The following is a 25,150-nucleotide window of genomic DNA, read 5'->3' as shown; positions in this document are numbered from 1 at the left end:
CGCTTGTCACGCATTTGGCGATCCTCCGTTCATATGGCGCTTCGCGCCATTGGGTTTGTTCTGTTCGACAAGGGCACGAGCGGTGGATTCGTCGGTGATCAGGCCGCTCAGATAGCGGCTTTCGAGCACCGCTTTGATAGCGCGTATTTTCACTTTGCCGCCGGCGACGGCGACGATCCGGCGGCCCTTCAACTGGTCCCGCGGGAGTGCCAGGATTCTTTCCGACAGCGCCGTTTCCACTGGGCGTCCCTGGTCGTCGAAGAAGTGGGCGAGCAGCTCGCCGACGCCGCCATCGCGTTTGACCTCATCGATTTCGGAATGTTCGATCATGCCGGTGGCGACCAGCGAAGCTTCCCGCTCGGCGGTCCCTATGCCGACGAACATCAGGTCGGACCGGCTTGCGAGGTCGAAGACATCGCTGATGCCGCGCTGCCCAAGCAGCACCTCACGGTCCTCCGCGGTGTTGGCGACAAAAGGCACCGGCATCACATAGGCCTGCGCGCCGGTCCGCTCGGCCAGCCGATGCATGACGTCGTGCGGGTTGGCCGCGAACTTGCGCGTCACACCGCCAAGCAGCGAGACGAAACGGATATGGGCGGCGGCGGTGCGCGTCAGATACTCGACGCTTGCGGCAAGGGTACGGCCGTGGCCGACGCCGATCAGCATGTCCTCGCCGCGATCGATCTCCCGCTTCAGAAACTGAGCGCCGGCGATGCCAAGCGCCTTCAGCGGCAGCTCGTCCTGATCGAGATCCGGAACGACCTCGCAGTAATCGAGCCCGTAAGCATTGATCAGCTGCTGCTCGAGGTCGATGCATTCGCCGACGTCGCCGTCGATGATCACCCTGACCAGGCCATCCTGGGTGGCCCGCGTGATGAGCCGATGCGCCTTGAGGCTGGTCAGGCCGAGCCGCTTGGCCACCTGGGCCTGCGTCAGACCCCCGGCATAGTGAAGCCAGGCCGCGCGGGTGGCGAGGCTGGACTCATGATCGCGGTTAGCGGTTCCGCCGGATTTCAAGCCATCTCCTCCCTGAGATGATATTATTATCTTTGTGTGCAAAAATTTTCACATCCCTGCATCGCTGTCAATCCCCCGCCGGGTTGGGCGCATGCACATGCGGGCAATTCACAGGTCTCGCCCTTCCCGAAACGCCGGTCTGCCGGCATTCGGCGGGCAACATCGACCTATTAGGAGGTGAGCATGTTACTCGATCATACAGTTGTGTTAATTTAACGTCAATCTATGTTACCTCACGCCTAAGCCAGCAGAATTGCATGGCCATCGGCTATCCAGATTTTCTTCTAACTAGCTGTTTTTCAGGGATAATATCTAATATCGGCAAAATCCCAATCCGCCTGTGAGTTGGGCGATTTGCGGATGCGGCGCATCCATGGGCAAACCAACCGGATTGCCTTGTGAAGAGCATCGGTGACGGACTGATCAACCCAGCCGCATCAGGTTCCGGTCCTCGAGTTCCACAATTGCGGCCTCGACTTCCCTTGCAAGGCGCCCGGCGCTCCAGCCCAGCGCCTGTCCGGCAATCGCCGCAATCGCCTGCAGGTCGCGGCCTGTCAGGGAGCCTGATATCGCCAAGGTGCTGCGGCGCATGACGATGTCGGCCAGATGTTCGACGAACTCGTTGCGGACGATGTAGTCGATTTCCGATTTGCTGTAGCTTTCTGAATCCGGCAGCCGACCCTCATCGCCCGACCCATGCGTGGCGATCTGCGTGGCTCTGGTGCCGTATCGCGACAGCAGCGCATCGAGACGCCGTTCCTCAGCGCCCGTCTTCGAGCGAGCCAGAGCCAGCCAACTTGCTCGCGCTGCGGCATTGGTCGGGAAATCCCTGCCGCCGCCGATCGGCATGGCTTGCGTCGTCACCTTGCGGCTGTGCTGCAGGCGGCCGAGCACGGTGTCGGCGACTTCCTCGGCAAAGCCGCGAAAGGTCGTCCACTTGCCGCCGACCAGCGAGATGACCGCGAAAGGTCTGTTCCGATCCGGCTCGGCGACCGGCGCGGAGTGGTCACGGCTGATCAGCCCGGGCAGCGATGCATCGGAGGCCGGCAGCGGCCTGATGCCGCTATAGGCGTAGACGATCTGGTCGCGCTCGAACGCCATTCCCGGCAGCAGAGTCCGCACGCTGTCGAGCAGGTACTCGACTTCGTCGGGCTCGCAGCGCACCGCGTCGGGATTGTCGGCCTTGATGTCGGTGGAGCCGACCAGCGCCAGGCCGAGATAATCGTAGATGAGGCAGATGCGGCCGTCATCGGCTTCGAAATAGAGCATGCGCCCGGCCAGGCTTTTGACCAGTTCGTCATGCTTGAGCAGGACGTGCGAGCCCTTGGTGCCGCCGATCATCTTCGACGGCGCGCCAAGCAATTCGTTGACATCGTCGATCCACGGACCGGCGGCGTTGACCACCAGCTTCGGCCGCACCGAAAAGGCCGCGCCGTTTTCCGGCTGGAAGGTCAGTACCCCATCGGCGGACTTGACCAGCGCCGTATAGTTCGCGCTGGCCGAGGCCGCGTTTGCCTGCCGCCCATCGAGGATCAGTTCAAGCACGAGCCTTTCGGGGTGGCTTATCTTGGCGTCGTAGTAGGTGCCGGTGGCGACGATCGAAGGATTGAGCGCCGGCATCCCGCTGAGCGCCTGGCGCCGCCCGACCATGCGGTGGCGCGGCATGACCTGGTTTCGCGAGCCGTAGAAATCATAGATCATCAGGCCGATCTTGATCAGGATGGCGCCGCGGCTGCGCGGTGCGCTGGTCGAGCCGAACAGCGTCCGCAAGGCCGCCAACATGCCCTTGCTCCAGGAAAAGATCGGGATGACGGTCGGCAGCGGGCTGACATAGTGCGGCGCGTTCTTCAAAAGCAGATTGCGTTCAAGTGTCGACTGTGCGACCAGCCCGAACTCGCCGGTTTCGAGATATTTCAGGCCACCGTGAATGAGCCGCGACGGCGCGGCACTGGTGCCCGAGCCGAAATCCGCCTTGTCGACGATCAGACAGCTGACGCCTTGCGCGCACAGGTCGCGAAACAGCCCTGCCCCGTTAATGCCGGCGCCAAGAATGACGACGTCGACCTCGCCGGTTCCGGCCATGGCGGCCAAACGCCCGGCGGGATTTTCCGTAAATGTTGCTTCGCTTGAGCTCATGACGCTCTCGTCTTGACGATGCGCAGCTTCACGCCGGCCCGTTCGAGAGCTTGCGCCCGCGCATCGCCCAGGCCTTCGGTCGCCAGCACGACATCGAAGCTGGTCAGATCGTCGAAGACATGCAGCGCGATCCTGTCGAACTTGGCATGGTCGATCAGAAGGATACGCTTGGCCGATGCGGCCATCATCGCCTGCTTGACCCGCACGACATTGGGATCCTGGATGAAGGCCGTGGTTCCGGTGATGGCCGAAGCCGAACAGATCAGCACATTGGCGCGCAGCTGCGCCACGGCGTTCTCGCAGACGATACCGATATAGGCGTTGTAGGTGCCGTGGTACTGGCCGCCGAGACAGATGAAGTCGAGTTCGTCGACATTGATCAGCAGTGATGCCGTCGCTACGGAGTTGGTGATGACGGTCAGCGGCTTGACGTCGAGCAGCAGTGCCGCGACGGCGTTTGCCGTCGAGGAATCGTCCAGCATCACCACCTGGCCGGCTTCGACATAATCGAGTGCTGCCCGCGCCAGCGCATCCTTCTCGGCCCGGTTGACCGTCACACGGTAGCGGAAGGCGCTTTCGTAGAGGCCGGAAGGCTGAACCGTCACCGCACCGTGCAGCTTGCGCAGCACGCCCTGCTGCGCCAGCCGGTCGATATGCCGGTGGACGGTCATGCGCGACACGCCGAAATGCTCGACCAGATCGTCGATGCGCACCTGGCCGAGCTTGATCACATAGTCGGCGATCTCTTCGCGTCGTTCGTCGGCCTTGATCATGCGGTTCCCCCAGTGTCTGGCCGGCCCAGCTTCTCGATGTCGGGCCAATGCGGTTCGAGCGCACCGGCTATGCGGCCATAGAGGGAAAAGCGCTCGTTGAACACAGCACTCGAGGCTTGGTCAGGCTCGTATTGGCGCGCCGTCATCCCGACCTGCCTGGCGCCCTGTTGCGGCGTCGCGAAGATGCCAACCGCCGCCCCCGCGCAAAGGGCAGCGCCAAAGGCCGCGGCCTCGTCGGTCGAGGTGACGATGACCGGGGCGTTCAGCACGTCGGCAAACATCTGAACGAAGGCCGGATTGCGCGAACCGCCGCCGGTCAGGCGGATCTCGCTGATGGCAAAGCCGTCGCGCAAGGCTTCGACATGGGTGCGGTGATTGAAGGCAATGCCCTCCAGAACCGCCTTCAGCATATCGCCGCGATTGTGCCAGCCGTGCAGGCCGACAAAGCCGCCGCTGGCAACATCGCCATAAGGAGAGCCGAACAGATAGGGATGAAACAGGATGGTCGAGGGCTTCTTCAGCGCCGCGTCGATCTCTGCTGCCAGAAGCTCGTGGATCGAGTCGCCATCGATCGATGCCTTTTCCTGCTCCGAGCGGCAGAACGTGTCGAGAAACCAGTCGTAGTTCGCGGTCGAGGCCGGCGAGATCGCCATGTTGTTCCAGCGGCCTGCGTCGATGGCGTTGCGACAGAGCCAACGCGGGTCGACGCGTGGTTGCGAAGAGACGACTTCGTTGATGGAATAGGTTCCGGCGACGATGGCGAGCACGCCCTCCTCATGGCCGCCCATGCCAAGTGCGGAGGCAGTCACGTCATGCAGTCCGCACGCGACCGGTGTTCCCTTGGCAAGGCCGGTCATTTCGGCTGCCTCGGCGGTGACATGGCCGACGATCGCGGCGGAGTGCGCCATCGGCGGCAGCGCGTCGAAAACATCGTCCAATCCGAAGATTCGCAACGCTTCCGGCGCGAAGGCTTGCGTGCGGAAATCCGTGAATGAGGTGCTGGCCTCGGTACGGTCGGTGCCGATCTTGCCGGTCAGGCAAAAGCGCAGCCAGTCCTTGCAGGCCAGTATATGCCCGATACGCCCATAGCGGGCCGGTTCGTGCTCCCTGATCCAGGCGAGCAGCGCCGACGGCGCCGAGACGTGGGGCGCCTGGCCTGTTCGCGCTAGCGCCTCTTCGAAGACCCGGTCCGCCGACCATCGCTCGACAATCTTGCCGGCGCGGCTATCGAGCGACAGGATTCCAGGCCCCAGCGGCCGACGATCCTTGTCGAGCAAATAGAGACCGTCGCCATGCGCGGTTGCCGCCACCGCCCTGATGTCGTCCGCCGGGCGGCCACATAGCGCGATCGCCTCCTTGATTGCGTCGGCGGTCGCTTGCCAGAGGCCGGCCATGTCGCGCTCCACCCAGCGCGCATGGGGCATCGATTGCGGAACCCGCCGACGCGCCACCGACAACTGCGTGCCATCGGCATCGAAGATCACCGCCTTGGTGACCGTGAGACCGTTATCGATTCCGAGCAAACTGGGCATGGGCGCCGCCGTTTTCAGCAACTGGTGAAGGGCGCTGCAAGGCAATCCTGCAGGTTGGGATAAGGATGACGGACATGACGACAATCAACGAGCAACGGTGATACCAAAGCGCCGCATCCGATGCGGTAAACAGACCATAGTAGCCTGTTAAATTAACGTCAACATGTGATATATTTTGTAGAAATGTCTAACGTAAGCTGAGACATGCATCCGATGCGGGACGAAGCTCCGACCAGTGCCCAACTGGCTGGATGGCCCTCAACCCTGCACGGCGGGCCAGGGGGACGGTGCGACTGACGCTCGAACGCGTTTGACTGGCTTAGCGAATTCCGTGCGCAGCGGCCGGACAGCCGGCACCGTTCAAAGAAAACGCGACGACTCAAGAAGTTCAGCCACGCCGTCCAGTTCCTTGTGCAGGCGATGCCAGCGACGGTCGAGGTAGACCAGCGAATGCGCCTCAGGGGGGATCTCGTCCGGCTGCACCTCGCCGTCAAGGAGTTCGGCCGCCACCAGTGTCGCGCCCTCGATCGGCAGGACGCCGAGCCGGCGGGCGCGGAACCAGGTCGAGACGCCGGTATAGCGCGGTTCGCCCGTGGGCAGCCGAGCCCAGGCGCCTCCCGGCGGGAAGCGTTCCGCGCCGCTCGACGCGCAGAGCTGCGCCAGGTCGATATCGGTGTAGCGCAGCAGGTGGATCACCATGGTCTGCGCCCGCAGCAAGGGTTCGGACGAGGTCGATTTCATCGACAGCGAGAAGGCGACGACCGGTGGCGCAGCACTTACAGAGATCAGCGAGGACACGGTCATCGCCACCGGTCTGTCGCCGGGATCGGCCGTGATCACGGCAACACCGGCCGGATGGTGGCGAAAGGCTTCGCGGAAGGCGTTGGTCATCGGATGCGGGAAGCTCATCGACGTCTCTCTTCTGCAGCATGAAATGGGGCCGGATGGGTCCGCCGTCCGGCCCTTGCGACTACTTCTTCTCGATCAGATCGTAGAACTGCCAGGTGCGATCGCTCCACACCCCGCCGATGTCGCGGCCGGCCGAGGTGACGATCGATGGCGCGATCGTGAAATGGTTGGCCGCCACCATCATCTCGCGGAAGGTGCGCTGGATCACACCGGCGCGCAGCGACGCACCGCCGCCCGCGCGGTAGGCGAAGTTGCAGATGTCGACGCCAACCTCGTGAATCTCGGATTTGGCCAGATGGACAAGGCTGATCTGACGCGTCGACATGCTGTTGCCGGCTTCGACCGTCATCTCGATGTCGCGCCAGACTTCGAAGATGAAGGCGCGGGCAGCGCGATAGCGGGCTTCGGCGCGGCCATAGTCGTGCCAGAATTTCTCGCTCTCGCCGATCAACCCGGCGCGGCCTGACTTGCTGCGGGCGAACTTGGCGATCTCGTCCAGCATCCGCCGCCCGGTGCCGAGTGCCCAGCCGGTATGACCGATGGCGGCGAGGCCGACGACACCGAGACTGAAGAACTCCTTCTGGCGCAGCGGCGGTGCGGTCAGGATCGGGAAGACGAGATCGTCGGCGATGAAGACGTCCTCGGCCGCATAGTCGATGCTGCCGGTGCCTCCGAGGCCCAGAACGTCCCAATTGCCGAGCTGCTTGTGCTGGGAGATCGGCGCATGGGCGCACATGATGATCACATTGCCCCTATCGTCCTTGGCGGGCTTGCCGGTGCCGTCGTCGACGAAGGCGGCACTGTGGCTATAGGTGGCGTGGCTGAAGCCGCTGCCATAGCTCCACTTGCCGTTCAGCCGGTAGCCACCGTCGACCTTCTTCAGCATGCCGAGCGGCGCCCCCTGTCCCGAGAAACGGTTGTCGGAGCCCGGCGCGAACAGCCGCTCGACCGCGCTGTCCGGCAGAAAGGCAGCCGACATCGCGCCGATGCAGCAATGCACCATGGAAACCCAGCCGGCCGCCCCGGAATGCCAGGTGATCGCCGCCAGCAGTTCGAGACCCTCGGTGGGTCGCAACTGCGCACCGCCGAGGCTCTCCGCGGCAAAGATATGCGACATGCGCAGCGGCTTCAGCAGCTCGAACGTGGCCGCAGTCAGTTCGCCATTCTCCTCATCGGCGGTGGCGTTGGCTTCCAGGGCCGGTCCGATCTCCGCGATCTTCCTGAGCAAGTCGCGATAGTCGGTGGTCGTCCCCCACGAGCTGTGCTTGATGGGTTTGTTCATCGTGTTCTCCTCCTCCTTTTCAAATGCGATCAGCCGGCGAAGAAATCGCCGATCTTCCTGAGCGTTTCGGGTTTCTCCTGCATGACGAAATGGCCGGCGTCCTCGACGAGGATCAGGCGTGCGTCGGGCAGCGCCTCGACGAAGAGCGGAGCCTGTCCCGCCGGCAGCATACGGTCCCTGGTGCCCCAGACGACCAGTGTCGGATTGGCGATGCGCGCCAGAAAGCGCCGCAGGTTCGGATGACCCATGCCGAACGGCGCCAGCAGCCGGCCGAGCGTCTCGCCTTCGCGGGCGCGATCGGCGCCGAAGGCCTCGGCAAAGGCGGCGTCGGAACCATCCGGGAAGTAGCGCAGCGCCACCGAGACGTCTTGCGCCAGATAGGCCGGCAACTCCTGCGGCGCGACCGCGCCGAGATCAGTGGCCGGATATGCGGGGTCGTTGAGCCCTGCCGGCGCGATCAGCACCACCTTGTCGAAACGCTCGCGCGCAAGGCCAGCGAGTTCGGTCGCCATCCAGCCGCCCATGGAAAAGCCGATGAGATGAGGCTTCTCCGGCAGACGGAGAACATCGAGCAGATTCAGATAGTGTAAAACCATGTCGGACATCGTAGCGACATGCGGCGCCGGGCCAGAAAAGCCGAAGCCCGGATGGCTCGGGCAGAGCACGCGGAAACGGTCCGCGAGGCCCTCGGCAAAGTCGAAGCCTTCAAGCGTCGAGGCGCCGTGCAGGAACAGCACGGGCTTGCCTCTACCGATGGCCATCACCACCGTTTTCGTGCCATCGATATCGTATTCGAGCGTTTCGAATTGAACGGCCATTTTTCACTCTCCTCAAACAAGGTCCGGCTGGATCAGCACTTTGCATTGCGTGGTGCGGCGGCGAAGGCTCTCGAATATCTGCGGAACCGGCGAGAGGTCGATCCGGTCGGTGACCAGAGTTTGCGGTGCGAAAGGTCCGCCTCGAAGCGCATCGAGGGCGACGCCGAATTCGTTGCGCTGATGGAAGAAGACCGAAAACAGCAGGTTCACTTCCTTCGTCAGCGCAACGAACGGGTCCCACTGGTCTCCACCAATGCAGAGGCCGACCCCGACCACCGTGCCCTGCAGCCGGACCGCCTCGACCGCCGCGCCGATGAGGCCACGCTTGCCAACGCATTCGAAGACGATGTCGGGCGCTCCGCCGCAGAGATCGGTGAGGTTCTCGCTCAGCTTTTCGCCGGAAAGCGCGAAGCCGGTCGCGCCGAGAGCAAGCGCACGCTCGCGCTGATGGCCGTGGATGTCGGCCACCACGACACGCGATGCCCCCATGCGCCGCGCCCAGAAGGCGACGAGCAGTCCGATCGGCCCGGCACCCAGTATGGCGACCCGATCCCCCGGCTTCATGCCCGAACGGACGATGCAATGCAGGGCGACCGACAGTGGCTCGGCCAACGCACCATCCTCGAGTGCTACATCGTCGGACAGGATGTGACATTGGCGTGCGGCCACGGTCGCGTATTGCGCATAGCCGCCGCCGATCAGCTCCATCTCGTGACAGCGCGCCGGATCGCCGCGCTCGCAGGCCTCGCAGTGTCCGCAACCGCGCATCGGCACGACAGCGACCCGGTCACCGATCCGAAGGCCCTTTGCCTCCGATCCGACCGCGACGATGTCACCGGAGAATTCATGGCCGAGCACAAAGCCTGCCTCGATGCCGAAAGGCACCGGATCCTCGGTGATGTGCAGATCGCTGCCGCAGATGCCGCAAGCGGCGACACGCAAGACGACCTCGTCCGGGGCTGGCGTCGGGTCCGGCACCGTGCCGATCCGCAGTGGGACGCCGACCTTATCGAAGATGGCGGCTTTCATGAAATCCTCCTCGTCAGCGGTTCGGGGTCGACGAGCTTGCGTCGGATCGGGAACCATGGTGCATCCCACCGCTTCGAGATCAGGCCCCAGATGCCCGTCCGGGCGTAGAGCGCCACCAGAAGCGTCATCAGGCCGAGGACGACGAAATAGGTTGCGCCATATTCGCCGAACCAGCGGTCCGCGATGAAGAAGATCAGCGATCCGATCAGAACGCCCTCGATGGACCCGATCCCGCCGACCATGACGATGAAGATCGCGACGTTCGCCCACATCGGATCAAAGGCCGAACCCGGGGTGATGCGCAGCTGCGCCATGAAATAGATCGCGCCCGCGAGGCCGCAGCCGACCGCTGACGCGACATAGATCAGGAAGCGTAGCTTCACGACATTCACGCCCTGGCTGGCAGCCGCAACCGGATTGTCGCGTATGGCGATCAGCGCAAGGCCGAAGCGCGAGCGAAGCAGCCAATAGCTGCCGCCCAGCGTGACGAGCAGCATCCCCGCGCAGAGCAGCGACATAGCGACATTCCGCTCGAAGGCCGAATAGTCCTTCATCACGCGAAGCGACATGCCCGCGCCGGAATTGACGAGCGGCAGGTTCGAGGCGGTCAGCCGGAAGACCTCGGCCACCACCCATGTGCCGATCGAAAAATAGGGGCCATCCAGGCGATGCAGCAGCAGGTAGATCGGCACGGCCAGCGCGGCCGGCACCAGGAGCGACAGGAAGACCGCCACAAACGGATTGATGCCGTAGGTCTGCGCCAGCACGAAAAGCGCATAGCCGGCGGCGCCCATGAAGGCGTGCTGGCCTACGGAGACGAGGCCGGCATAGCCGGCGAGCAGGTTCCACATCTGCGCGACGGCGATATAGCAGCACAGCACCAGAACCGACCGGATCGTGCCGGTCGAAGCCCACCACGGCATGACAGCGACAGCGATCATGGCCAGCACCGCCAGCGTCATCGCGATGCGACCGGACCGGGTCTGGCGCTGGACCACGACCTCGGGCACCTCGGTTGTTGCCACATAGGGAATCGCACTCATGACAATGCCTTTCCGAACAGGCCCTGTGGGCGGGTCGCCAGCACGACCAGGAAGACGATATGTCCGGCAAGCACGCCGAAGCCCGGATCGATGCGGAAGCCGATGGCCTGCGAGATGCCGAGCACCATCGAGCCGACGAAGGCGCCCCATACCGTCCCCATGCCGCCGATGATCACCGCTTCGAACGCGTAGATCAGCTGGGCAGGTCCGTCGGCCGGAGCAACAGTCGACCGCAGCGCCTGGAAGACGGCTGCAAAACCGAGAATGCCGACCGCCGCCGCTGTCGCCATCGCATAGACGGCGCGCGGGTTGATGCCGGTCATCGCCGCCGCCTCGACATCGGCCGACGCGGCGCGGAGCGCGCGACCGAAGCGCGTGCGCTTCAGCGTCAGGTCGAGGCCTCCTGTCAGGCCCGTGGCAACGGCCAGCACGATCAGCGGCAGGAGACCGACATAGATGCCGCCGATCTCGATGGACTGGCTCTCGATCCCATGGCCGGGCAGCGATCGGCTGTTCGCGGACCATATCTGGAGCATCAGGTTCTGCAGCGCGATCGACAGTCCGAAGGTCGCGATCAGCGAGGGCAGCGGATCGCTGCCCACCACGCGGTTCAGCACGGCCTTCTGCAGCACCCAGCCCATCAGCACCGCGAGCGGCACCAGCACGATCAGCACCGGCAGCGGTCCCAGACCCCAAGCCGTGGCGATCGAGATGCCGATCAGCGACAAAAGGATCACCAGATCGCCATGGCTGATGTTGACGATCCGCATGACGCCGAACATCAGCGCCATGCCGAGTGCATACTGGGCATACATGCCGCCCAGCAGGACCCCCTGCACCAAGGCGTCAAACCACTCCATGGCCCGCTCCAAAATAGGCTTTGCCGATCTGCTCGCGCGTGATTTCGGCGGACCTGCCGGTCAGGGTCACGCGGCCCTCCAGCATGCAGTAGAGGCGGTCCGTGGCGGTCCGGGCGAGGCCGACATCCTGCTCGACCACGATCATCGCCGTGCCGGTGGCGCGGATTTCGGGCAAGGCGGCATAGATTTCGCGGATCACCTTGGGCGCGAGACCAAGGCTGATCTCATCGCAGAGCAGCACGCGCGGCTGGCAGAGCAGCGCGCGGCCGATCGCCACCATCTGCTGCTGCCCGCCCGAGAGGCTTTGCACCTGGGTGCGAGCCTTCTCCTTGAGGATCGGGAACAGCTGGTGCAGACGCGGCAGCGTCCATCCGCCCTTGGCGCCCATGCGCGCGGCCTGGTCGATGGCGACGCGCAGATTGTCCTCGACCGACATGCCGGTGAAGAGGCGGCGGCCCTCCGGCACGATGGCGACGCCCTTCTGCACCATGCGGTCGGTGGCGGTGCCGCCGACCGGCTCACCGTGCAGCAGCACCATCTCGCGCCCGACCGGAAGCAGGCCCATGATCGAACGCAGGAGGGTGGATTTTCCGGCCCCGTTGGCGCCGATCAAGGCCACGGCCTCACCCTGGTGCAGCTCGATGTCGACGCCGTAGAGCGCCTGGAAGTCGCCATAGCGGGCCAACAGCCCGTGGGTGGAAAGAACGGCCGTCATCCCTCGATCCCCATGTAGACGCGCTGGACCTCAGGCAGCGCGATCACGTCGGCGGGCACGCCTTCCGCGATCTTCTCGCCGAAATTCAGAACCAAGAGCCGGTCGGCTACCGCCAGCAATGCGTGCAGCACATGCTCGATCCACACGATGGTGATGCCGCGGTCGCGGATGCGGCGCACCAGCGCCACCAGCGCCTTCGATTCATCGTCGGTCAGCCCGCCCGCGATCTCGTCCAGCAGCAGCAGCTTCGGATCCGACGCCAGCGCGCGCGCCAGCTCCAGCCGCTTGCGGTCGAGCAGAGTGAGAGCGCCGGCCGAGACATTGGCCTTGTCGGAGAGTTCGCACTCGCGCAGGACCTGGGCGCAGAAAGCATAGCTCTGCTTCTCGGACCGGCCGCCGCCGAAAGCGGCGGCGACCAGCAGGTTTTCGAAGGTGGTCATGCCGGAATAGGGACGCGGGATCTGATAGGTCCGCCCGATCCCCATCTGGCAGCGCCGGAAGGGCGGCTCGCCGCGGAGTGCGGTGTCGCCGAGCTGGATCTCGCCGCCGGACGTCTTCAAGTCGCCGCTGATCATGTTGAACAGCGTCGTTTTGCCCGCCCCATTCGGGCCGAGGATGCCCAGCACCTCGCCCCGATGCACGTCGAAAGTCACGTCATGCAGGACGCGGACAGCGCCGAAGGACTTCGACACCCCGTGCGCTTTCAGCAGGATTTCCCTACCCATGACTCTGCCCGCGTCCCCGCTCATGTCACCAGGCGATCGGCTGAATAGCCTGTTGCGGCGCGAAGAGCTGATTGACCGTGTTGTCGACGATCTTCAGGTCATAAGGCCATTTCTCGCCCTTCACCCACTGGCCGCCGAAGATCGGCGTCTTGCAGATGTTCTTGTGGGGCGAGCCGTCGAACTTGATATGACCGACCAGCGTCTGCAGATCGGTAGCGACCAGGGCGTCTCGGTTGGCTGTGCGATCGAGCGGATTGGAAGAGCGCTTCAGGATGTCGAGCGCGACCTCGAGCAAGGCATGCGAATAGCCCAGCGGCTGCGTCCACTGCCGCTTCGAATCGACTTCCCATTGGCTGGCGATGTCGCTGCTGACCTGCCCGGTCAGCGACGACTTGAACGGGAACGCCGGTGTCCACCAGACCTCCGAGGACATGCCGTTGCCTAGAGGACCCATGGCCTCGACACCCCCCGGGAACAGGAGTGCCGCCGCCACCGTGACCGCCTTCGGCTTGAAGCCCTGCTGGTTGCACTGGGTGACGAAGGTCTTCAGATCGTCCGGATAGGTAATGCCGCCGATGATCTCGCAGCCCTGCTTCTTGAACTCGGCGATCTGTGCGGAAAAATCATTGGTGCGGGGCTGGAAATAGCCGGGCACCACGACCTCGTAGCCGGCCTTGCGGGTCGGCGCTGGCAAGCCATATTCGTCGTTGCCCCAGGTCTCGCCGTCGATGTTCTGCGGAAACAGCATGCCGACCTTCTTGTTGGTCTCCAGATGGCTCCAGAGTCCGACGAAGGTGTTCAGCGCCTCGTCGAGGCCCCAGAAGAAATGATAGGTCCAGCCGAAGGTCTGCTTGCCGCCGCCGCGCGGCATGATCACCGCTTGCCAGGGAGCACCGGAGGAAATGCAGGGGGTCTCATAAAGCTCGGCCTGCTCGGCCGCGGGCAGGATCGTGTCGGTGGTCGAGGCCGGTACGAGCAGATGCACCTCGTCGTTCAGGATGAGGTTGCCGGCGATTTCCGATGCCTTGTTCGGATTGGACTGGCTGTCGCGATCGAGGATCTCGATCTCGTAAGTATTGCCGTCGGCACATTGCAGCTGGCCGCCGAGCAGGGCGCGGATTTTCTGCAAGGTGTAGCCATCCGTTTCACCAAACAGGGCGAGCGGCCCGGTCGTGGGGCTGAGATAGCCGAGCTTGATCTTCCCCGCCGTCGCGGCGCGCAGATAGGTCGGCATGCCCAGCGTGCTGGCGGCAACGCCGGCTCCAATCCCCTTCAGGACGCTTCGGCGGCTGGGCCGCAAGCCCGATTTCACCAGTTTGTTGTAGTAGGTCATTGTCGGTTCCTCCCTGGGTTAAGTTTCTCCGGCCCACGGGACCGGTCTCAGTTCAAAGCTTGTTCAGGTCATCCTCAGCAGCGAGCCGCCATCGATGACGATCAGCGAGCCCGTCACGTAGGACGCGGCCGGCGACGCCAGATAGAGCGCCAGGCCCTTGATCTCTTCAGGGTCACCGATCCGGCCGATGAGCGACTGGGCCTCGAAGGCCTTGCGGTCCGCCGGATTGCGCAGCCGGCCGCCGGCGATGTTGGTGATGAACGGCCCGGGCAGGATTGCGTTGATGCGGATGTTGTAGGCGCCGAGCTCCATCGCCATGTGGCGAACGAGATGGTTCACCGCGGCCTTGGCGGGCATGTAGGGTGTACCCACGATGCTCTCGTTGATCAGCGAGGCGATGGACGACGTGACGATGATCTGGCCGCCGCCATTCGGCTTCATGTGCCGCACGGCATGCTTGATCGTGGTGTAGACCGAGGTCAGGTTTATCTCGATCACCTTGTCCCAGTGCTCGTCGGGCAGGTTCTCGATGGCGCCCTCGGGGTTCCTTTCGCCCGTCGGGGTGTTGAAGCCCGGCCCGGCGTCGATCCCGGCATTGGCGAACACGACGTCGATCGAGCCGGCCTTCTCGGCCACCTTGTCGAAGGCGGCCGCCATGGCCGCACGGTCGCCGACATCGACGACCTGGCCCCAGACATCGCCACCCGCCGCCCTGATCGCCGCCACGGTCTTCTCCAGCCCGGCAGGGTTCAGGTCGAAGATGCAGACCTTCGCCCCGTGCTCGGCCATGATCTCGGAATAGGCCTGCCCGATGCCGCTGGCGCCGCCGGTGACGATCACCGACTTGCCTCTGACATCGAACATCTTCTCAAGTGCGGCCATCAGTTTCCTCCCTTGCGCGACAGCACGAAATCGAACTCCACGTCGTAGAACGGCGCCGCGACCTCGACCCTGGCCGCGGCTTCGGCGTCCTCGACCTTGCGGAATTCGGCGAGCAGGCTTTTCTTCACGCCGAAGACGGCATCTGAATCGATGTACGGATCGTCCGGATCGAAGATGTGCGTGGTCAGCGCGTCGAAGCCCTCGGCCTCGACGATGTAGTGGAGATGCGCCGGACGATTGGGGTGGCGGCCTAGCGCGCCCAGCAGCCTGCCGACCGGACCGTCATCCGGGATCGGGTAGTATTTGGGCTTCACGCCGCGGAACCAGTAACGTCCGTCCGCACCGGTGCGGAACACCCCGCGCAGATTGAAGTCGGGCTGGATGCCCTTCTGCTGCACGTCGTAGAAACCCTCGTCATTGGCCTGCCAGACGTCGATCTTGGCGCCTGCGATCGGGTTACCCTCGGTATTGAGGATGCGGCCATGCACGAACATCGGCTCGCCCTTCTGGTCGAGGCAGATGTTCGATCCCATTGGCAATTCGGGCGCGTCGGCGACGTGGAAAGGCCCCAGCACCGTGGATTCCGAGGCACCCGACGGCTTGCGGTTGTTGATCGCATCGACCAGCATCGAGACGCCGAGAACATCCGACAGCAGGATGTACTCCTGCCGCCATTCGTTGCAGATCTGGCCCGTCTGCGTCAGGAACATGATCGCGCCGAACCATTCCTCCTGCGTCGGCTCGATCTCCTTCACCGCCTCGTGCAGCTTTCGGGTGATGACCTCCATCACCTCTTTGAGCCGCTCGTCTTTGGCGTTCCTGTTGCGCGCCACGACGACCTCGGCCGAGTTCGCCTCGGTGAAATAGCCGGATTCGTGTTCGTCAATCATGCGATCCTCCTCAGCGCGCCAGAACGGATTTGAAGACCCGGCGCAGTTCGGCCGCCGGATCGGCCGCGAGCGTTTCGGAACGCCAGGCGACGTGGTGGTCGGGACGGACGATCAGGCAGCCGGTGTCGCGGATCTCCCGCGCGCCGGCCCAGTCGCCGGCATGATCCTCGATCGTGCGGCGCGGGCCGATCACATGGCTGCGGATCGGCAGACCGAGCTCCGCGCCCACCGTCTCCGCCGCGGCGACCCACGCCTCGCCGCCAATACCGGTCAAAAGCGTGAACTCGCCATGCCCGCAAAGATCGAGCGTCGAGACCTTCCTGCCCGAGCGCTCGAACACCCAGACATGCGGCAAGCGCGCGCCCGGCCACGTCGTTGGCGCATAGTGCAGCTCGCGATCCTTCTCGAATGCCGGCTCGCGCTGGCCGTCGGTCACCACCGCGCCGGACGCATAGCGCTGGTTCATCTCGACGCCATGGGCGTCGAACTCGTACTTCTTGAAGGCGATAGCCTTGCGGAGCGCCTCGCGCTGCGCTTCGGCCGCGGGCGTCGCGTCGGCGCGGGCCTCCATGTTCCTCTGGATCTTGTCGTGATCGACGCCGCCATCCATGCCGAGCGCCTCGAAGATCGGTCCGAATTCGGCAATGGACTGGTTCGCCCGCGTCACGATCTGGCGCGCGATCGGTGCGCGCTCGGCAGAGTAGCTATCCAGAAGCCCGATGCCCGCCTGCCCCTTGACGACCTTGGCAAGCTTCCAGGCGAGATTGAACCCATCCTGGATCGATGTGTTCGAGCCGAGCCCGTTCGAGGGCGGATGCCGGTGCGCGGCGTCGCCCATGATGAACACCCGCCCCTTCTGCATGTGCGTGGCGAAGCAGTTGTTCACCGTCCAGGTGTTGGCGCCCAGGAGCTCGATCTCGAGCGCGGAATCTCCGACCAATTGACGCGCGACCTCGGTGGCCAGTTCCGGCGTTACCTCCGGCGGCGGCTGGTTGATGTCGTAGCCCCAGACGATCAGCCACTCATCCCACGGCCGCACCATGCGAACCAGACCCATGCCGATGCCGCCGACGTCGGCGCCGGGCTGCATGACCCAGTAGAGGACGCTCGGCCGGTGCGCGACGTATTTCGACAGATCGGCCCTGAACAGGATGTTCATCGAGCCGCCGACGCCCATCTTACCGTCGAGCGGCAGGCCCAGATGCTCGGCCACCAGCGAGTTGCCGCCGTCGGCGCCGACGAGGAACTTCGACCGCACGGTGAAATCCTTACCCGACAGCCGATCGCGGCAGGTCGTGGTCACGCCGTCCGCATCCTGGACATGGCTGACATATTCCGTGCTCATGCGTGCCTGCGTCCCGCGGGTGCAGGCCGACTTGAACAGGATCGGCTCCATGAAGGTCTGGGGCAAATCGTTCATGAAACAGGGAGACGACAGCAGATGTTCGGCCTTGGAGAGCGGCGCTGTACCCCAGCTCTTCATGCGGCCGATCTCCTCGCCGGCCAGGCTTTCGCAGAACACGTTCTCGCCCATCAGTTCCTGCGGCGAGGCGTGCATCATGGCCTCTGCCTCGACATCCGGACCGAGGTCGCGCAGCACTTCCATGGTGCGCTGGTTGGTGATGTGGGCACGCGGCGTGTTCGACAACCAGCGATAGCGATTGACGATCATGTTGGCCACGCCGTAGCTCGACAGCAGCGCGGCGGTGGCCGAGCCGGCCGGGCCAGTGCCGACGATCAGCACGTCGGTTTCGATATCCGCCATCAAATTCCTCCCTCGATCTTCGGACCGGTCAGCCTGCGGCGGACCGGAAACAGGTGCAGGCCATTGCGGGACGCGATCAGGCCCCAGAGCCCCTTTGGCGCAAAAAGCATCACGACAACGGCGATGAGGCCGAGCGTCATCAAGTACCAACTGCCGTAGTCGGCCAGCGCCGAGCGCAGCGCAAAGAAGACCAGCACACCGAGGATCGGCCCCTCGATGGTGCCGATGCCGCCGATGACGACAATAAAGATGACGTTGGCGGTCCAGTCGGTGACGGCAAAGGCCGCGCTCGGCGAGATGCGGGCCGTCTGCAGGAAAATCAGCGCGCCGGTCAGCCCGGTGGCAGCCGCGGCGATCAGAAAGACCGCCCATCTGAGCCGGGCGGTATCGACGCCCACCGATTGCGCCGCGTCGACATTGTCGCGCACGGCCGCCAGCGCCAGCCCGAGGCGGCTGCGCAGCAGCCAGTAGATGCCGCCCGTCACGGCCACGACCAGCGCCAAAGCCAGCCAGTAGGCCATGACATCGCGTGCCGCGGCCTCGCGGACGCCGAACAGCGCCCGGACCGCATCGGTGCCCAGGATGCTGCTCGTCGCCTCGCGCGGCAGCGACGTGCCGGTGCCGCCGCCAAGTGCCTTCCACTGCGCAACCAGCAGGCGCGTCACTTCGGCGATCACCCAGGTGCCGATGGCGAAATACGCGCCCTGCAAGCGGAACGCGAAAAAGGCCGTCGGAACCGCCAGCACCAGTGCCGCAAGGGCGCCCAGCGGGATCGCCAGGACCGGATTCCAGCCGAGCAGGATCACGCCGGCGAACATCGCGTAGGCGCCGATGCCGACGAAAGCCTGCTGGCCCACCGAGACCAGGCCGCCATAGCCCGCCAGCAGGTTCCAGATCTGCGCCAGCGTCAGCATGGTGAGGATGAAGAACAGATCCTGTATGACACCACGCGAGGCCACGGCAGGCAGCGCGAGCGCGGCGACGAGGAAGATCGGCACGATGATCGCGGTCACGGTTCCGGCGCGGGTGCGGGTTGTCAGTCGATACATGCCGGCCCTCAATCCACTGCGCGCGGAAAAAGCCCGCGCGGCCTGAGCAGCATCACGGCCAGGAAGGCGATGTGGCCGGCCAGGATCTGCCATTCCGGATTGAGCGCGGCGCCAAACGTTTGCGCCACCCCGATGATGATCCCGCCGGCAAGCGTCCCCCACAGGCTGCCGAGGCCGCCGATGATCACCGCCTCGAAGGCATAGATCAGCCGCGCCGGTCCGATCGAAGGATCGAAGTTCGCGCGCATGCCGAGATAGAGCGCCGCCAGCGTCACCACGACCATGGCGATCCCGGTGGCGATCGCGAAAATCCGCTTCGGCTCTATCCCCATCAGCCCCGCCGTCACGGCGTCGTCCGAGGTGGCGCGGAAGGCACGGCCGAGGGCGGTGTGGTAAAAGAGCGCGTTGAGCGCAATGATCGTCACGATCGCCGAGGCAAAGGTCATCAACGGCATGATCCCAACCGTGACCAGCCCTAGATCGAGCGATGCCCCTTCCAACGCGCCCACCGGAATGCGGCGGCTGTCGGCGGAGAAGGCCTCGAGCAGGCCGTTCTGCAAGGCGACCGACAGGCCGAACGTGACCAGAAGCGGCGGCAGGATGTCCTTGCCCAGCACGCGGTTCAGGACGGCGGCCTGCAGCAGCCAGCCGAGCCCGAACATCACGGGCATGGCAATCAGGGCAGCGATCCAGGGCGACAAGCCGAGCAGCGTGACGCCCATCAAAACCAGATAAGCGGCAAGAATGATGAGGTCGCCATGGGCTAGGTTCACCAGCCGCATGATGCCGAAGACGAGGCTCAACCCTGCTGCAAACAGGGCATAGAGCCCGCCCAGCAGAATCCCTTGCACGAGGGTGTCCAGCCAGATCATCGCCGCGCCACCTCGATCAGGCCACAAGGGTGCTGTGCGAGCAGACGACCGAGCCTTGGTTCCCGCGTCATGCCGCCACTCCGAAATAGGCAGAGTGGATATCTTCGCGCGTGACCTCGGCCGCCCTGGCGGCCAGCGTGGCGCGACCCTCCATCATGCAGTAGACGCGGTCGGCCACTGCCAGCGCCTTGCCGATATCCTGCTCCACCAGCACGATCGCGGCGCCGCCTTGGCGGATCCTGGGAAGTGCTGCGTAGATATCGCGGATGACGACGGGCGCGAGGCCGAGGCTGATCTCGTCGCAAAGCAGCAATTCGGGGTTCGACATCAGCGCCCGGCCGATCGCCACCATCTGCTGCTGGCCACCCGAGAGCGCGGTACCGGGGCTCTTGCGCCGCTCGCCCAGGATCGGGAAAAGGTCATAGACCGCGTCGAGGCTCCACGGCCCCTGCACCTTACGCGCCTGCCCGCCGACCAGCAGATTTTCCTCGACGGTGAGCGAAGGGAACAGCCGGCGCCCCTCCGGCACCATGGCGATGCCGCGCTTCATGATCTCGGCCGAAGACAGCGCGCCGATCGGCTCGCCCCTGTGCAGCACCATGCCGGGCGCGTTGCCGATCACGCCGGTGATCGAGCGCATCAGCGTGGATTTGCCGGCGCCGTTGGCGCCGATGATCGCCACGCATTCGCCCGCGGCCACGGTGATATCCACACCGAACAGTGCCCGGAACTGGCCGTAATTCGCGGTGAGGCCGCGCGTTTCCAGCATCAGACCTCGAGCCCCAGATAGATTTCGCGAACCGCCTTCGAGGCCATGATCTCATCAGGCGCGCCGATCCCGATCACGCGCCCGAAATCCAGCACGAGGAGCCGCTCGACCACCGAATTCAGGGCATGCAGCACATGCTCGATCCAGATGATGGTGGTCCCCCTCGCGTGGATGGCTCTGATCGTCGCGACCAGGGCCTTGCATTCGCCCTCCGTCAGACCGCCCGCGATCTCGTCCAGAAGCAGAAGTTCGGGGCCTGTCGCCAAGGCGCGGGCGAGTTCCAGGCGCTTGCGGTCGAGAAGGCTCAACGAGCCGGCCACGAAATTGGCTTTCCTGAGGAGCTCCGTCGCCTCGAGGATACCAGCGCAATCCTCGACCATCTCGGCCTCGCGTCCGCCGCGGCCGAAGGCGGCGGCGGTCAAGAGATTCTCGAACACGGTCAGCCCCTCGAAAGGCTGCGGAATCTGGAAGCTGCGGCCGACGCCCATGCGCACCCGCTCCATGGCCGGAGCGCGGGTCACGTCGCGGCCGAGGAATTCGATGCGGCCCTCATTTGCAAACAAGTTTCCGGTGATCAGGTTGAAGAGCGTCGATTTTCCCGCGCCGTTCGGGCCTATAATGCCCAGCGCTTCGCCGCGCGGCACGCTGACGGTCACGGAATCCGCAACCTTCAGGGCGCCGAAGGACTTCGAAACGTTTTCCAGCCTGAGTATCATCACAGTCATCCTTGGGTCGCGCCGAACGAGGGCGGCGCAGCCGCCCCCGGCAGCGTCAGGCCAGGGCTTCCATCTTGCCAGCGGTGGGAATCTCGGTAGCGCCGGCGTTCTCGACGGTCACCAGATCGAAGCCGCCACCGGCCTTCTTCCGCCACTGGCCGCCAACGAGCGGCGTCTTGCAGACGTTCTTCGCGGCGAAAGGCGGCAGTCCCGCACCGCTCCATGCCACTTTCCCCACCACCGTCGTCATGTCGGTGGCGGCTATGGCCGCCGCGATCGCCTCGGCATTGGTCGGATCCGAAACGCGCCCCATGACATTGGCCGCCACCTCGAACAGCGAATGGACAAAACCGATCGGCTGCGTCCAGGGGCGCCCGGTCTTGGCGGTGAAATCCGCCGCGATTTCCGCCGAGCTCTCGCCCGTCACGGACGATTTGAACGGATGCGAGGCCGACCACCAGACCTCGGATGAGAGGTTGTGGCCAGCATCGCCCAGCGTCTCGACCGATTGCGGAAAGAGGATCGCTTTGGCCACCGTTATCGCCTTGGGCTTGAAGCCCTGCTGGCGGGCCTGGTTCCAGAAGGTGGTGAAGTCCGGCGGAATGACCACACCGGTGACGATCTCGGCATTGGCCGCCTTGAAGGCGTTGACCTGCGCGGTGAAATCGTCCGACAGGTTCTGATAGCGGCCGGGATCGGCAAGGCTGAAACCGGCGGCATCGAGGCCCGGCTTCAAGCCGTTCTTCGGATCACCCCAGGCATTGCCGTCGGCATCGTTGGGGAACAGCCCTCCCACCTTGCCGTTGGTGGAAAGCTGCTTCCACATGCCGGTGTAGACGGCGATGATGTCCTCGAGACCCCAGAAATAGTGATAGGCGAAGTTGAAAGGCTTCCACGAGGACGGATCGGCCGGATTGCCCTGCTGGCCGATGAACCAGGGCTGCCACGGCGCCATCGTCGAGATCACCGGCACGCCCTCCGCCTCGCAGGTGGTGGCCACCGGATTGGTGTTCTCGGGCGTCGAGCCGACGAGCATCAGGTTGATCTCGTCATCGACGATCAGGCTCTTGGCTACCTCGGCCGCGCGGTTGGGGTTCGACTGGCTGTCCTTGACGATGACCTCGAAGTTCTTGCCCGCCTCGGAAGCGAGGAAGGCCTTGATGTTGTAGGCGTCGCTTTCCGCGAAGCCGGCGAGCGGCCCCGTCTGCGGCGAAACATAGCCCAGGCGGATCTTGGCGCCTTGCGCGATGGCCGGCGTCGCCAGGCGCGAACCGGCGAGCGCCAGGCCTGTCGCCGCCGAGGCTTTCAGTAGGCTGCGTCTTGTGATCATGTTTGGTTCCTCCCTCTTGTTTTGTTCTCAGTCCCCCGGACGGCGTCCCTCCCACGCCGCCTGAAGGAGTTCCCTTATCGATCCCGGATCAATCGGCCTTGGATTCGCATAGGCATTCTTCACCGCGATTGCCGCCGCGCGGTCGAGATCGGCCTCCTCGATGCCGATCGCCTTCAGGCTCAGCGGAGAGCCGACCGACTGTGCGAAATCCCAGAGCCCGCCGCCCGCCGAACCACCACCGAATGCCTCAGCGATCGGGCGCAGCAGATCGGGCACCGCCGCTTCGTTGAAGGCGGTCGTGTAGGGCAGCAGGATGGCGTGGGTTTCGGCGTGCGGCGTGTCGAACGAGCCGCCGAAGACGTGCGCCAGCTTGTGATGCAGCGCCATCGAGACATAGCCGAGTGCGGTCGAGCAGCACCACGCCGCATAGAGCGCCTGCGTCCGCGCCGCGCGATCCTGCGGATTGCCGATCAACCTTGGAATGCCTTCCCGAAAGGCAACCATGGCATCCCTGCACATCAGCACGATGACCGGATTGCGATCGGGGGCATACAAGGCTTCCATCGCATGAGCGATCGCGTTCATCGCCGAGGTTACGGTGAGATTTACCGGCAAGCTCAGTGTCAGATCGACGTCGTAGATCACCGTCTCTGGGCGAATGTCCGGCGAGCGGCGGGTGGTCTTCTCGCCGGCTGCCGTCTCGCCGAGTATGTCGGTCATTTCCGAGCCGGCATAGGTGGTGGGAATGACCACCTGGTCGGCGCCCGTGCGCACGGCAATGGCCTTGCCGAGCCCAGTGGTCGAGCCGCCGCCGAGGCTGACGACCGCCGAAGCGCCACTGCCGCGGAAGGTATCGATGGCCTTTTCCGTGACCTCGACAGGGGTATGCATGACCGCGCCGGCAAAGATCCCGGCGGCGAGGCCACCAAGGCTTGCGGCCAGCCTTTCCGCATCGCCCTTCTGATGCGGCGTCGAAAGCACCATCACCTTTTCATGGCCGAGCCGCCGGACTTCCTCCTCGACGCGAGCCATGGTGCCGGCACCGAAGACCACCCGTGTCGTCAGGCCCGGAAAGGTGAAGCTGTCCATCATCGCGCCGCCTCCATGCGCGGGCCACGCCCGGCCGCGAGGTCGTCGAGGATAGTGCCCAGCATGGCAATCTCGGCGTCCGAGACCTCATGGCCGCGGCCCGGGAACAGATCGGCCCGCAGGCTCGCGCCAATCCGGCCCAGCGATTGCGCGGCATCGGCAAACGCCGAGACCGGTATCCACGGATCGGCATCACCACCGGAAAGATAAATCGGCATTCCGGCCGGCGCCGCCTCGGATCTTTCGTCCGCCGGAACGCCGACACGGCAGCCCGTGAAGGCCGCCAAAGCGTCCGGCGGCGGCAGCCCCGCACAGAGATATTCGATCGAGAGACACGCCCCTTGCGAGAAGCCCGCGAGAAGCAGCGGCAGTCCGGGCAGTTCGGCACGCGCCGCAACCATTGCGGCCGCAAGGTGGTCGAGCGCGTCAGAGAGCTGCGCGCGGGCGACCGACGTCAACGGGTCGACGGCACGCGCCTCCCACCACATGCCGTGCGGCGCGCGCGGCAGGATGAAGGCCACGGCCGACGCGGAAAGCCGCGACAGCACATGGGACTGCATCTCTTCGGGCGATTGGCCGCGGCCGTGGACGAAGACGCAAATCGCCTTAGCCTCCGGGCCTCTTGGCCCAAGCCGGAGCGGACCGCTGCCTGAACTCACGCGAAATCCGCCTGTTCCAGGCCGGCCTGCAATTCGCTCTCGCGGTCCTTGAACCAAGGCGGGAAGACCAGCGTCTTGCCGATCTGGCCCGGAGGCTCGTCCTTGGCCCAGCCTTCCGGCGTGGTCCAGGCAATTTCGAACAGCGCGCCGCCGGGCGAGCGGACATAACAGGACTTGAAGTAGTTGCGGTCCTTCTGCTCCGATATGTCCGTGAAGCCGAGGCCCTCGATATGAGCGCGCAGCTTCAACTGGTTCTCTTCGTCGCCGGTGTTGAGGGCGAGGTGGTGGATCGTGCCTCCCGCCAGAGTCCAGGTGCCCTGCGGGCTGTCGCGGTCGACAATGACCTCCACGCGCTGTGCGACGCCGGCCGCATCCGGCACGCGGAACACGAGCCCCTCGTGGTCGTCGGCCTCTTTCTCCATCGGCAATGCGATGGTCAGGAAGTCGTCCATGGCGGTGCGGTCCATCACCGCCACCACGGCGCCGTAGATTCCCTTGATGCCGTGGGCCTTGCCGATGCCCTGCGCCTCGTTGGTGATGGGCGCGCGGGGATCCCTGTCGCTTTCCACCAGCTCATGCGGGATGCCGCAGGGATGTGCGAAAGCCGCACGGTCGGCGCCAAAACGGGTGATCTTGATGGCCTCGATGCCGCGCGCATTCAACCGGTCGACCCAGAAATCCGCGGCGCCCCTGGGGATCGACTGCATGATGGTGCGCGACTGATTGGACCCGCGGCGGCCATAGACGCCCGGCTTGCGGAACGGGAAGGTGGTGATGATCGTCGACGCATCGCCATTGGGCGAGCCGTAATAGAGGTGGTAGACCGGGATGACGCCGTCGAACAAGACGGTGCGCTTCACCGAATGCAGGCCGAGCGCCTTGGTATAGAAATCAAAATCTTCCTGAGCGCTGTCGGTCGAGAGCGTCAAATGGTGGTAGCCGCTGATACGTGCCATC

Annotated in this window: 24 protein-coding genes; all 24 read right to left on the bottom strand. The window is 64.7% G+C overall.

Going from position 1 to position 25,150, the window contains the following annotated elements; genetic code table 11:
* Window positions 1–6: 6 nt before the first annotated feature.
* On the bottom strand, window positions 7–1,017 hold the full coding sequence (locus EOC83_RS15455; RefSeq protein WP_027163951.1) for a sugar-binding transcriptional regulator: 1,011 nt from the start codon (window positions 1,015–1,017) through the stop codon (window positions 7–9).
* 423 nt (window positions 1,018–1,440) lie between these two features.
* Window positions 1,441–3,099 carry a glycerol-3-phosphate dehydrogenase/oxidase gene (locus EOC83_RS15450; protein ID WP_164747145.1) on the bottom strand — a complete coding sequence of 553 codons (1,659 nt, stop codon included), beginning with the start codon at window positions 3,097–3,099 and terminating at the stop codon, window positions 1,441–1,443.
* 50 nt (window positions 3,100–3,149) lie between these two features.
* Window positions 3,150–3,926: a DeoR/GlpR family DNA-binding transcription regulator gene (locus tag EOC83_RS15445; protein WP_063167511.1), complete on the bottom strand. Its 777-nt coding sequence runs from the start codon at window positions 3,924–3,926 to the stop codon at window positions 3,150–3,152.
* A complete protein-coding gene (locus tag EOC83_RS15440; RefSeq protein WP_063167510.1) occupies window positions 3,923–5,458 on the bottom strand; it encodes an FGGY-family carbohydrate kinase in 1,536 nt (511 codons plus the stop codon). Before EOC83_RS15440 ends, EOC83_RS15445 begins: the two co-directional genes overlap by 4 nt.
* A gap of 360 nt (window positions 5,459–5,818) precedes the next feature.
* A complete protein-coding gene (locus EOC83_RS15435) occupies window positions 5,819–6,367 on the bottom strand; it encodes a flavin reductase family protein (RefSeq protein WP_013533080.1) in 549 nt (182 codons plus the stop codon).
* A 61-nt stretch (window positions 6,368–6,428) separates the two neighbouring features.
* Window positions 6,429–7,649 carry an acyl-CoA dehydrogenase gene (locus tag EOC83_RS15430; RefSeq protein WP_063167509.1) on the bottom strand — a complete coding sequence of 407 codons (1,221 nt, stop codon included), beginning with the start codon at window positions 7,647–7,649 and terminating at the stop codon, window positions 6,429–6,431.
* A 29-nt stretch (window positions 7,650–7,678) separates the two neighbouring features.
* Window positions 7,679–8,467, bottom strand: a complete 789-nt coding sequence (locus EOC83_RS15425; RefSeq protein WP_063167508.1) for an alpha/beta hydrolase — start codon at window positions 8,465–8,467, stop codon at window positions 7,679–7,681.
* A 12-nt stretch (window positions 8,468–8,479) separates the two neighbouring features.
* Window positions 8,480–9,496 carry an alcohol dehydrogenase catalytic domain-containing protein gene (locus tag EOC83_RS15420; protein WP_063167507.1) on the bottom strand — a complete coding sequence of 339 codons (1,017 nt, stop codon included), beginning with the start codon at window positions 9,494–9,496 and terminating at the stop codon, window positions 8,480–8,482.
* The gene (locus EOC83_RS15415) at window positions 9,493–10,539 is read right to left on the bottom strand and encodes a branched-chain amino acid ABC transporter permease (protein WP_063167506.1); all 1,047 of its coding nucleotides are present in this window, start codon (window positions 10,537–10,539) and stop codon (window positions 9,493–9,495) included. The genes EOC83_RS15420 and EOC83_RS15415 overlap by 4 nt, the downstream gene beginning before the upstream one ends.
* Window positions 10,536–11,399 (bottom strand): branched-chain amino acid ABC transporter permease, encoded by an 864-nt coding sequence (locus EOC83_RS15410; RefSeq protein WP_013533085.1) that lies wholly within the window; start codon window positions 11,397–11,399, stop codon window positions 10,536–10,538. Before EOC83_RS15410 ends, EOC83_RS15415 begins: the two co-directional genes overlap by 4 nt.
* A complete protein-coding gene (locus EOC83_RS15405; RefSeq protein WP_013533086.1) occupies window positions 11,386–12,114 on the bottom strand; it encodes an ABC transporter ATP-binding protein in 729 nt (242 codons plus the stop codon). The genes EOC83_RS15410 and EOC83_RS15405 overlap by 14 nt, the downstream gene beginning before the upstream one ends.
* Window positions 12,111–12,839 carry an ABC transporter ATP-binding protein gene (locus EOC83_RS15400; protein WP_063167505.1) on the bottom strand — a complete coding sequence of 243 codons (729 nt, stop codon included), beginning with the start codon at window positions 12,837–12,839 and terminating at the stop codon, window positions 12,111–12,113. The genes EOC83_RS15405 and EOC83_RS15400 overlap by 4 nt, the downstream gene beginning before the upstream one ends.
* Before the next feature lie 25 nt (window positions 12,840–12,864).
* Window positions 12,865–14,172, bottom strand: a complete 1,308-nt coding sequence (locus EOC83_RS15395; protein WP_063167504.1) for an ABC transporter substrate-binding protein — start codon at window positions 14,170–14,172, stop codon at window positions 12,865–12,867.
* A 63-nt stretch (window positions 14,173–14,235) separates the two neighbouring features.
* Window positions 14,236–15,054, bottom strand: a complete 819-nt coding sequence (locus tag EOC83_RS15390; protein WP_013533089.1) for an SDR family NAD(P)-dependent oxidoreductase — start codon at window positions 15,052–15,054, stop codon at window positions 14,236–14,238.
* Complete coding sequence (locus tag EOC83_RS15385; protein ID WP_063167503.1) at window positions 15,054–15,944, bottom strand: intradiol ring-cleavage dioxygenase; 891 nt, start codon at window positions 15,942–15,944, stop codon at window positions 15,054–15,056. The genes EOC83_RS15390 and EOC83_RS15385 overlap by 1 nt, the downstream gene beginning before the upstream one ends.
* A 10-nt stretch (window positions 15,945–15,954) precedes the next feature.
* A complete protein-coding gene (locus EOC83_RS15380; RefSeq protein WP_063167502.1) occupies window positions 15,955–17,709 on the bottom strand; it encodes an FAD-dependent monooxygenase in 1,755 nt (584 codons plus the stop codon).
* Window positions 17,709–18,758, bottom strand: coding sequence for a branched-chain amino acid ABC transporter permease (locus EOC83_RS15375; RefSeq protein ID WP_063167501.1), 1,050 nt, complete (start codon window positions 18,756–18,758; stop codon window positions 17,709–17,711). The genes EOC83_RS15380 and EOC83_RS15375 overlap by 1 nt, the downstream gene beginning before the upstream one ends.
* An 8-nt stretch (window positions 18,759–18,766) precedes the next feature.
* Window positions 18,767–19,630, bottom strand: coding sequence for a branched-chain amino acid ABC transporter permease (locus tag EOC83_RS15370; RefSeq protein WP_013533093.1), 864 nt, complete (start codon window positions 19,628–19,630; stop codon window positions 18,767–18,769).
* A gap of 67 nt (window positions 19,631–19,697) precedes the next feature.
* Complete coding sequence (locus EOC83_RS15365; RefSeq protein WP_063167500.1) at window positions 19,698–20,399, bottom strand: ABC transporter ATP-binding protein; 702 nt, start codon at window positions 20,397–20,399, stop codon at window positions 19,698–19,700.
* Window positions 20,399–21,115, bottom strand: a complete 717-nt coding sequence (locus EOC83_RS15360) for an ABC transporter ATP-binding protein (protein WP_063170177.1) — start codon at window positions 21,113–21,115, stop codon at window positions 20,399–20,401. The genes EOC83_RS15365 and EOC83_RS15360 overlap by 1 nt, the downstream gene beginning before the upstream one ends.
* A 55-nt stretch (window positions 21,116–21,170) precedes the next feature.
* Window positions 21,171–22,445 (bottom strand): ABC transporter substrate-binding protein, encoded by a 1,275-nt coding sequence (locus tag EOC83_RS15355; protein WP_063167499.1) that lies wholly within the window; start codon window positions 22,443–22,445, stop codon window positions 21,171–21,173.
* A 27-nt stretch (window positions 22,446–22,472) separates the two neighbouring features.
* Window positions 22,473–23,534: a maleylacetate reductase gene (locus EOC83_RS15350; protein ID WP_063170176.1), complete on the bottom strand. Its 1,062-nt coding sequence runs from the start codon at window positions 23,532–23,534 to the stop codon at window positions 22,473–22,475.
* Window positions 23,534–24,193 (bottom strand): dienelactone hydrolase family protein, encoded by a 660-nt coding sequence (locus EOC83_RS15345; RefSeq protein WP_013533098.1) that lies wholly within the window; start codon window positions 24,191–24,193, stop codon window positions 23,534–23,536. The genes EOC83_RS15350 and EOC83_RS15345 overlap by 1 nt, the downstream gene beginning before the upstream one ends.
* Window positions 24,190–25,149, bottom strand: a complete 960-nt coding sequence (locus tag EOC83_RS15340; protein WP_013533099.1) for a VOC family protein — start codon at window positions 25,147–25,149, stop codon at window positions 24,190–24,192. Before EOC83_RS15340 ends, EOC83_RS15345 begins: the two co-directional genes overlap by 4 nt.
* Between the last annotated feature and the right edge of the window lies 1 nt (window position 25,150).

This window comes from Mesorhizobium sp. Primo-A (assembly GCF_003997175.1).
Lineage (GTDB): Bacteria > Pseudomonadota > Alphaproteobacteria > Rhizobiales > Rhizobiaceae > Mesorhizobium > Mesorhizobium ciceri.
Note: the sequence above shows the minus strand (reverse complement) of the source record. Positions and strands in the feature narration are given on the sequence as shown.

Coding starts and splice junctions, on each gene's coding strand:
- EOC83_RS15450 (WP_164747145.1), bottom strand. CDS start 3,099: ATGGCCGGAACCGGCGAGGTCGACGTCGTCATTCTTGGCGCCGGCATT.
- EOC83_RS15445 (WP_063167511.1), bottom strand. CDS start 3,926: ATGATCAAGGCCGACGAACGACGCGAAGAGATCGCCGACTATGTGATC.
- EOC83_RS15440 (WP_063167510.1), bottom strand. CDS start 5,458: ATGCCCAGTTTGCTCGGAATCGATAACGGTCTCACGGTCACCAAGGCG.
- EOC83_RS15435 (WP_013533080.1), bottom strand. CDS start 6,367: ATGAGCTTCCCGCATCCGATGACCAACGCCTTCCGCGAAGCCTTTCGC.
- EOC83_RS15430 (WP_063167509.1), bottom strand. CDS start 7,649: ATGAACAAACCCATCAAGCACAGCTCGTGGGGGACGACCACCGACTAT.
- EOC83_RS15425 (WP_063167508.1), bottom strand. CDS start 8,467: ATGGCCGTTCAATTCGAAACGCTCGAATACGATATCGATGGCACGAAA.
- EOC83_RS15420 (WP_063167507.1), bottom strand. CDS start 9,496: ATGAAAGCCGCCATCTTCGATAAGGTCGGCGTCCCACTGCGGATCGGC.
- EOC83_RS15415 (WP_063167506.1), bottom strand. CDS start 10,539: ATGAGTGCGATTCCCTATGTGGCAACAACCGAGGTGCCCGAGGTCGTG.
- EOC83_RS15410 (WP_013533085.1), bottom strand. CDS start 11,399: ATGGAGTGGTTTGACGCCTTGGTGCAGGGGGTCCTGCTGGGCGGCATG.
- EOC83_RS15405 (WP_013533086.1), bottom strand. CDS start 12,114: ATGACGGCCGTTCTTTCCACCCACGGGCTGTTGGCCCGCTATGGCGAC.
- EOC83_RS15400 (WP_063167505.1), bottom strand. CDS start 12,839: ATGGGTAGGGAAATCCTGCTGAAAGCGCACGGGGTGTCGAAGTCCTTC.
- EOC83_RS15395 (WP_063167504.1), bottom strand. CDS start 14,172: ATGACCTACTACAACAAACTGGTGAAATCGGGCTTGCGGCCCAGCCGC.
- EOC83_RS15390 (WP_013533089.1), bottom strand. CDS start 15,054: ATGGCCGCACTTGAGAAGATGTTCGATGTCAGAGGCAAGTCGGTGATC.
- EOC83_RS15385 (WP_063167503.1), bottom strand. CDS start 15,944: ATGATTGACGAACACGAATCCGGCTATTTCACCGAGGCGAACTCGGCC.
- EOC83_RS15380 (WP_063167502.1), bottom strand. CDS start 17,709: ATGGCGGATATCGAAACCGACGTGCTGATCGTCGGCACTGGCCCGGCC.
- EOC83_RS15375 (WP_063167501.1), bottom strand. CDS start 18,758: ATGTATCGACTGACAACCCGCACCCGCGCCGGAACCGTGACCGCGATC.
- EOC83_RS15370 (WP_013533093.1), bottom strand. CDS start 19,630: ATGATCTGGCTGGACACCCTCGTGCAAGGGATTCTGCTGGGCGGGCTC.
- EOC83_RS15365 (WP_063167500.1), bottom strand. CDS start 20,399: ATGCTGGAAACGCGCGGCCTCACCGCGAATTACGGCCAGTTCCGGGCA.
- EOC83_RS15360 (WP_063170177.1), bottom strand. CDS start 21,115: ATGATACTCAGGCTGGAAAACGTTTCGAAGTCCTTCGGCGCCCTGAAG.
- EOC83_RS15355 (WP_063167499.1), bottom strand. CDS start 22,445: ATGATCACAAGACGCAGCCTACTGAAAGCCTCGGCGGCGACAGGCCTG.
- EOC83_RS15350 (WP_063170176.1), bottom strand. CDS start 23,534: ATGGACAGCTTCACCTTTCCGGGCCTGACGACACGGGTGGTCTTCGGT.
- EOC83_RS15340 (WP_013533099.1), bottom strand. CDS start 25,149: ATGGCACGTATCAGCGGCTACCACCATTTGACGCTCTCGACCGACAGC.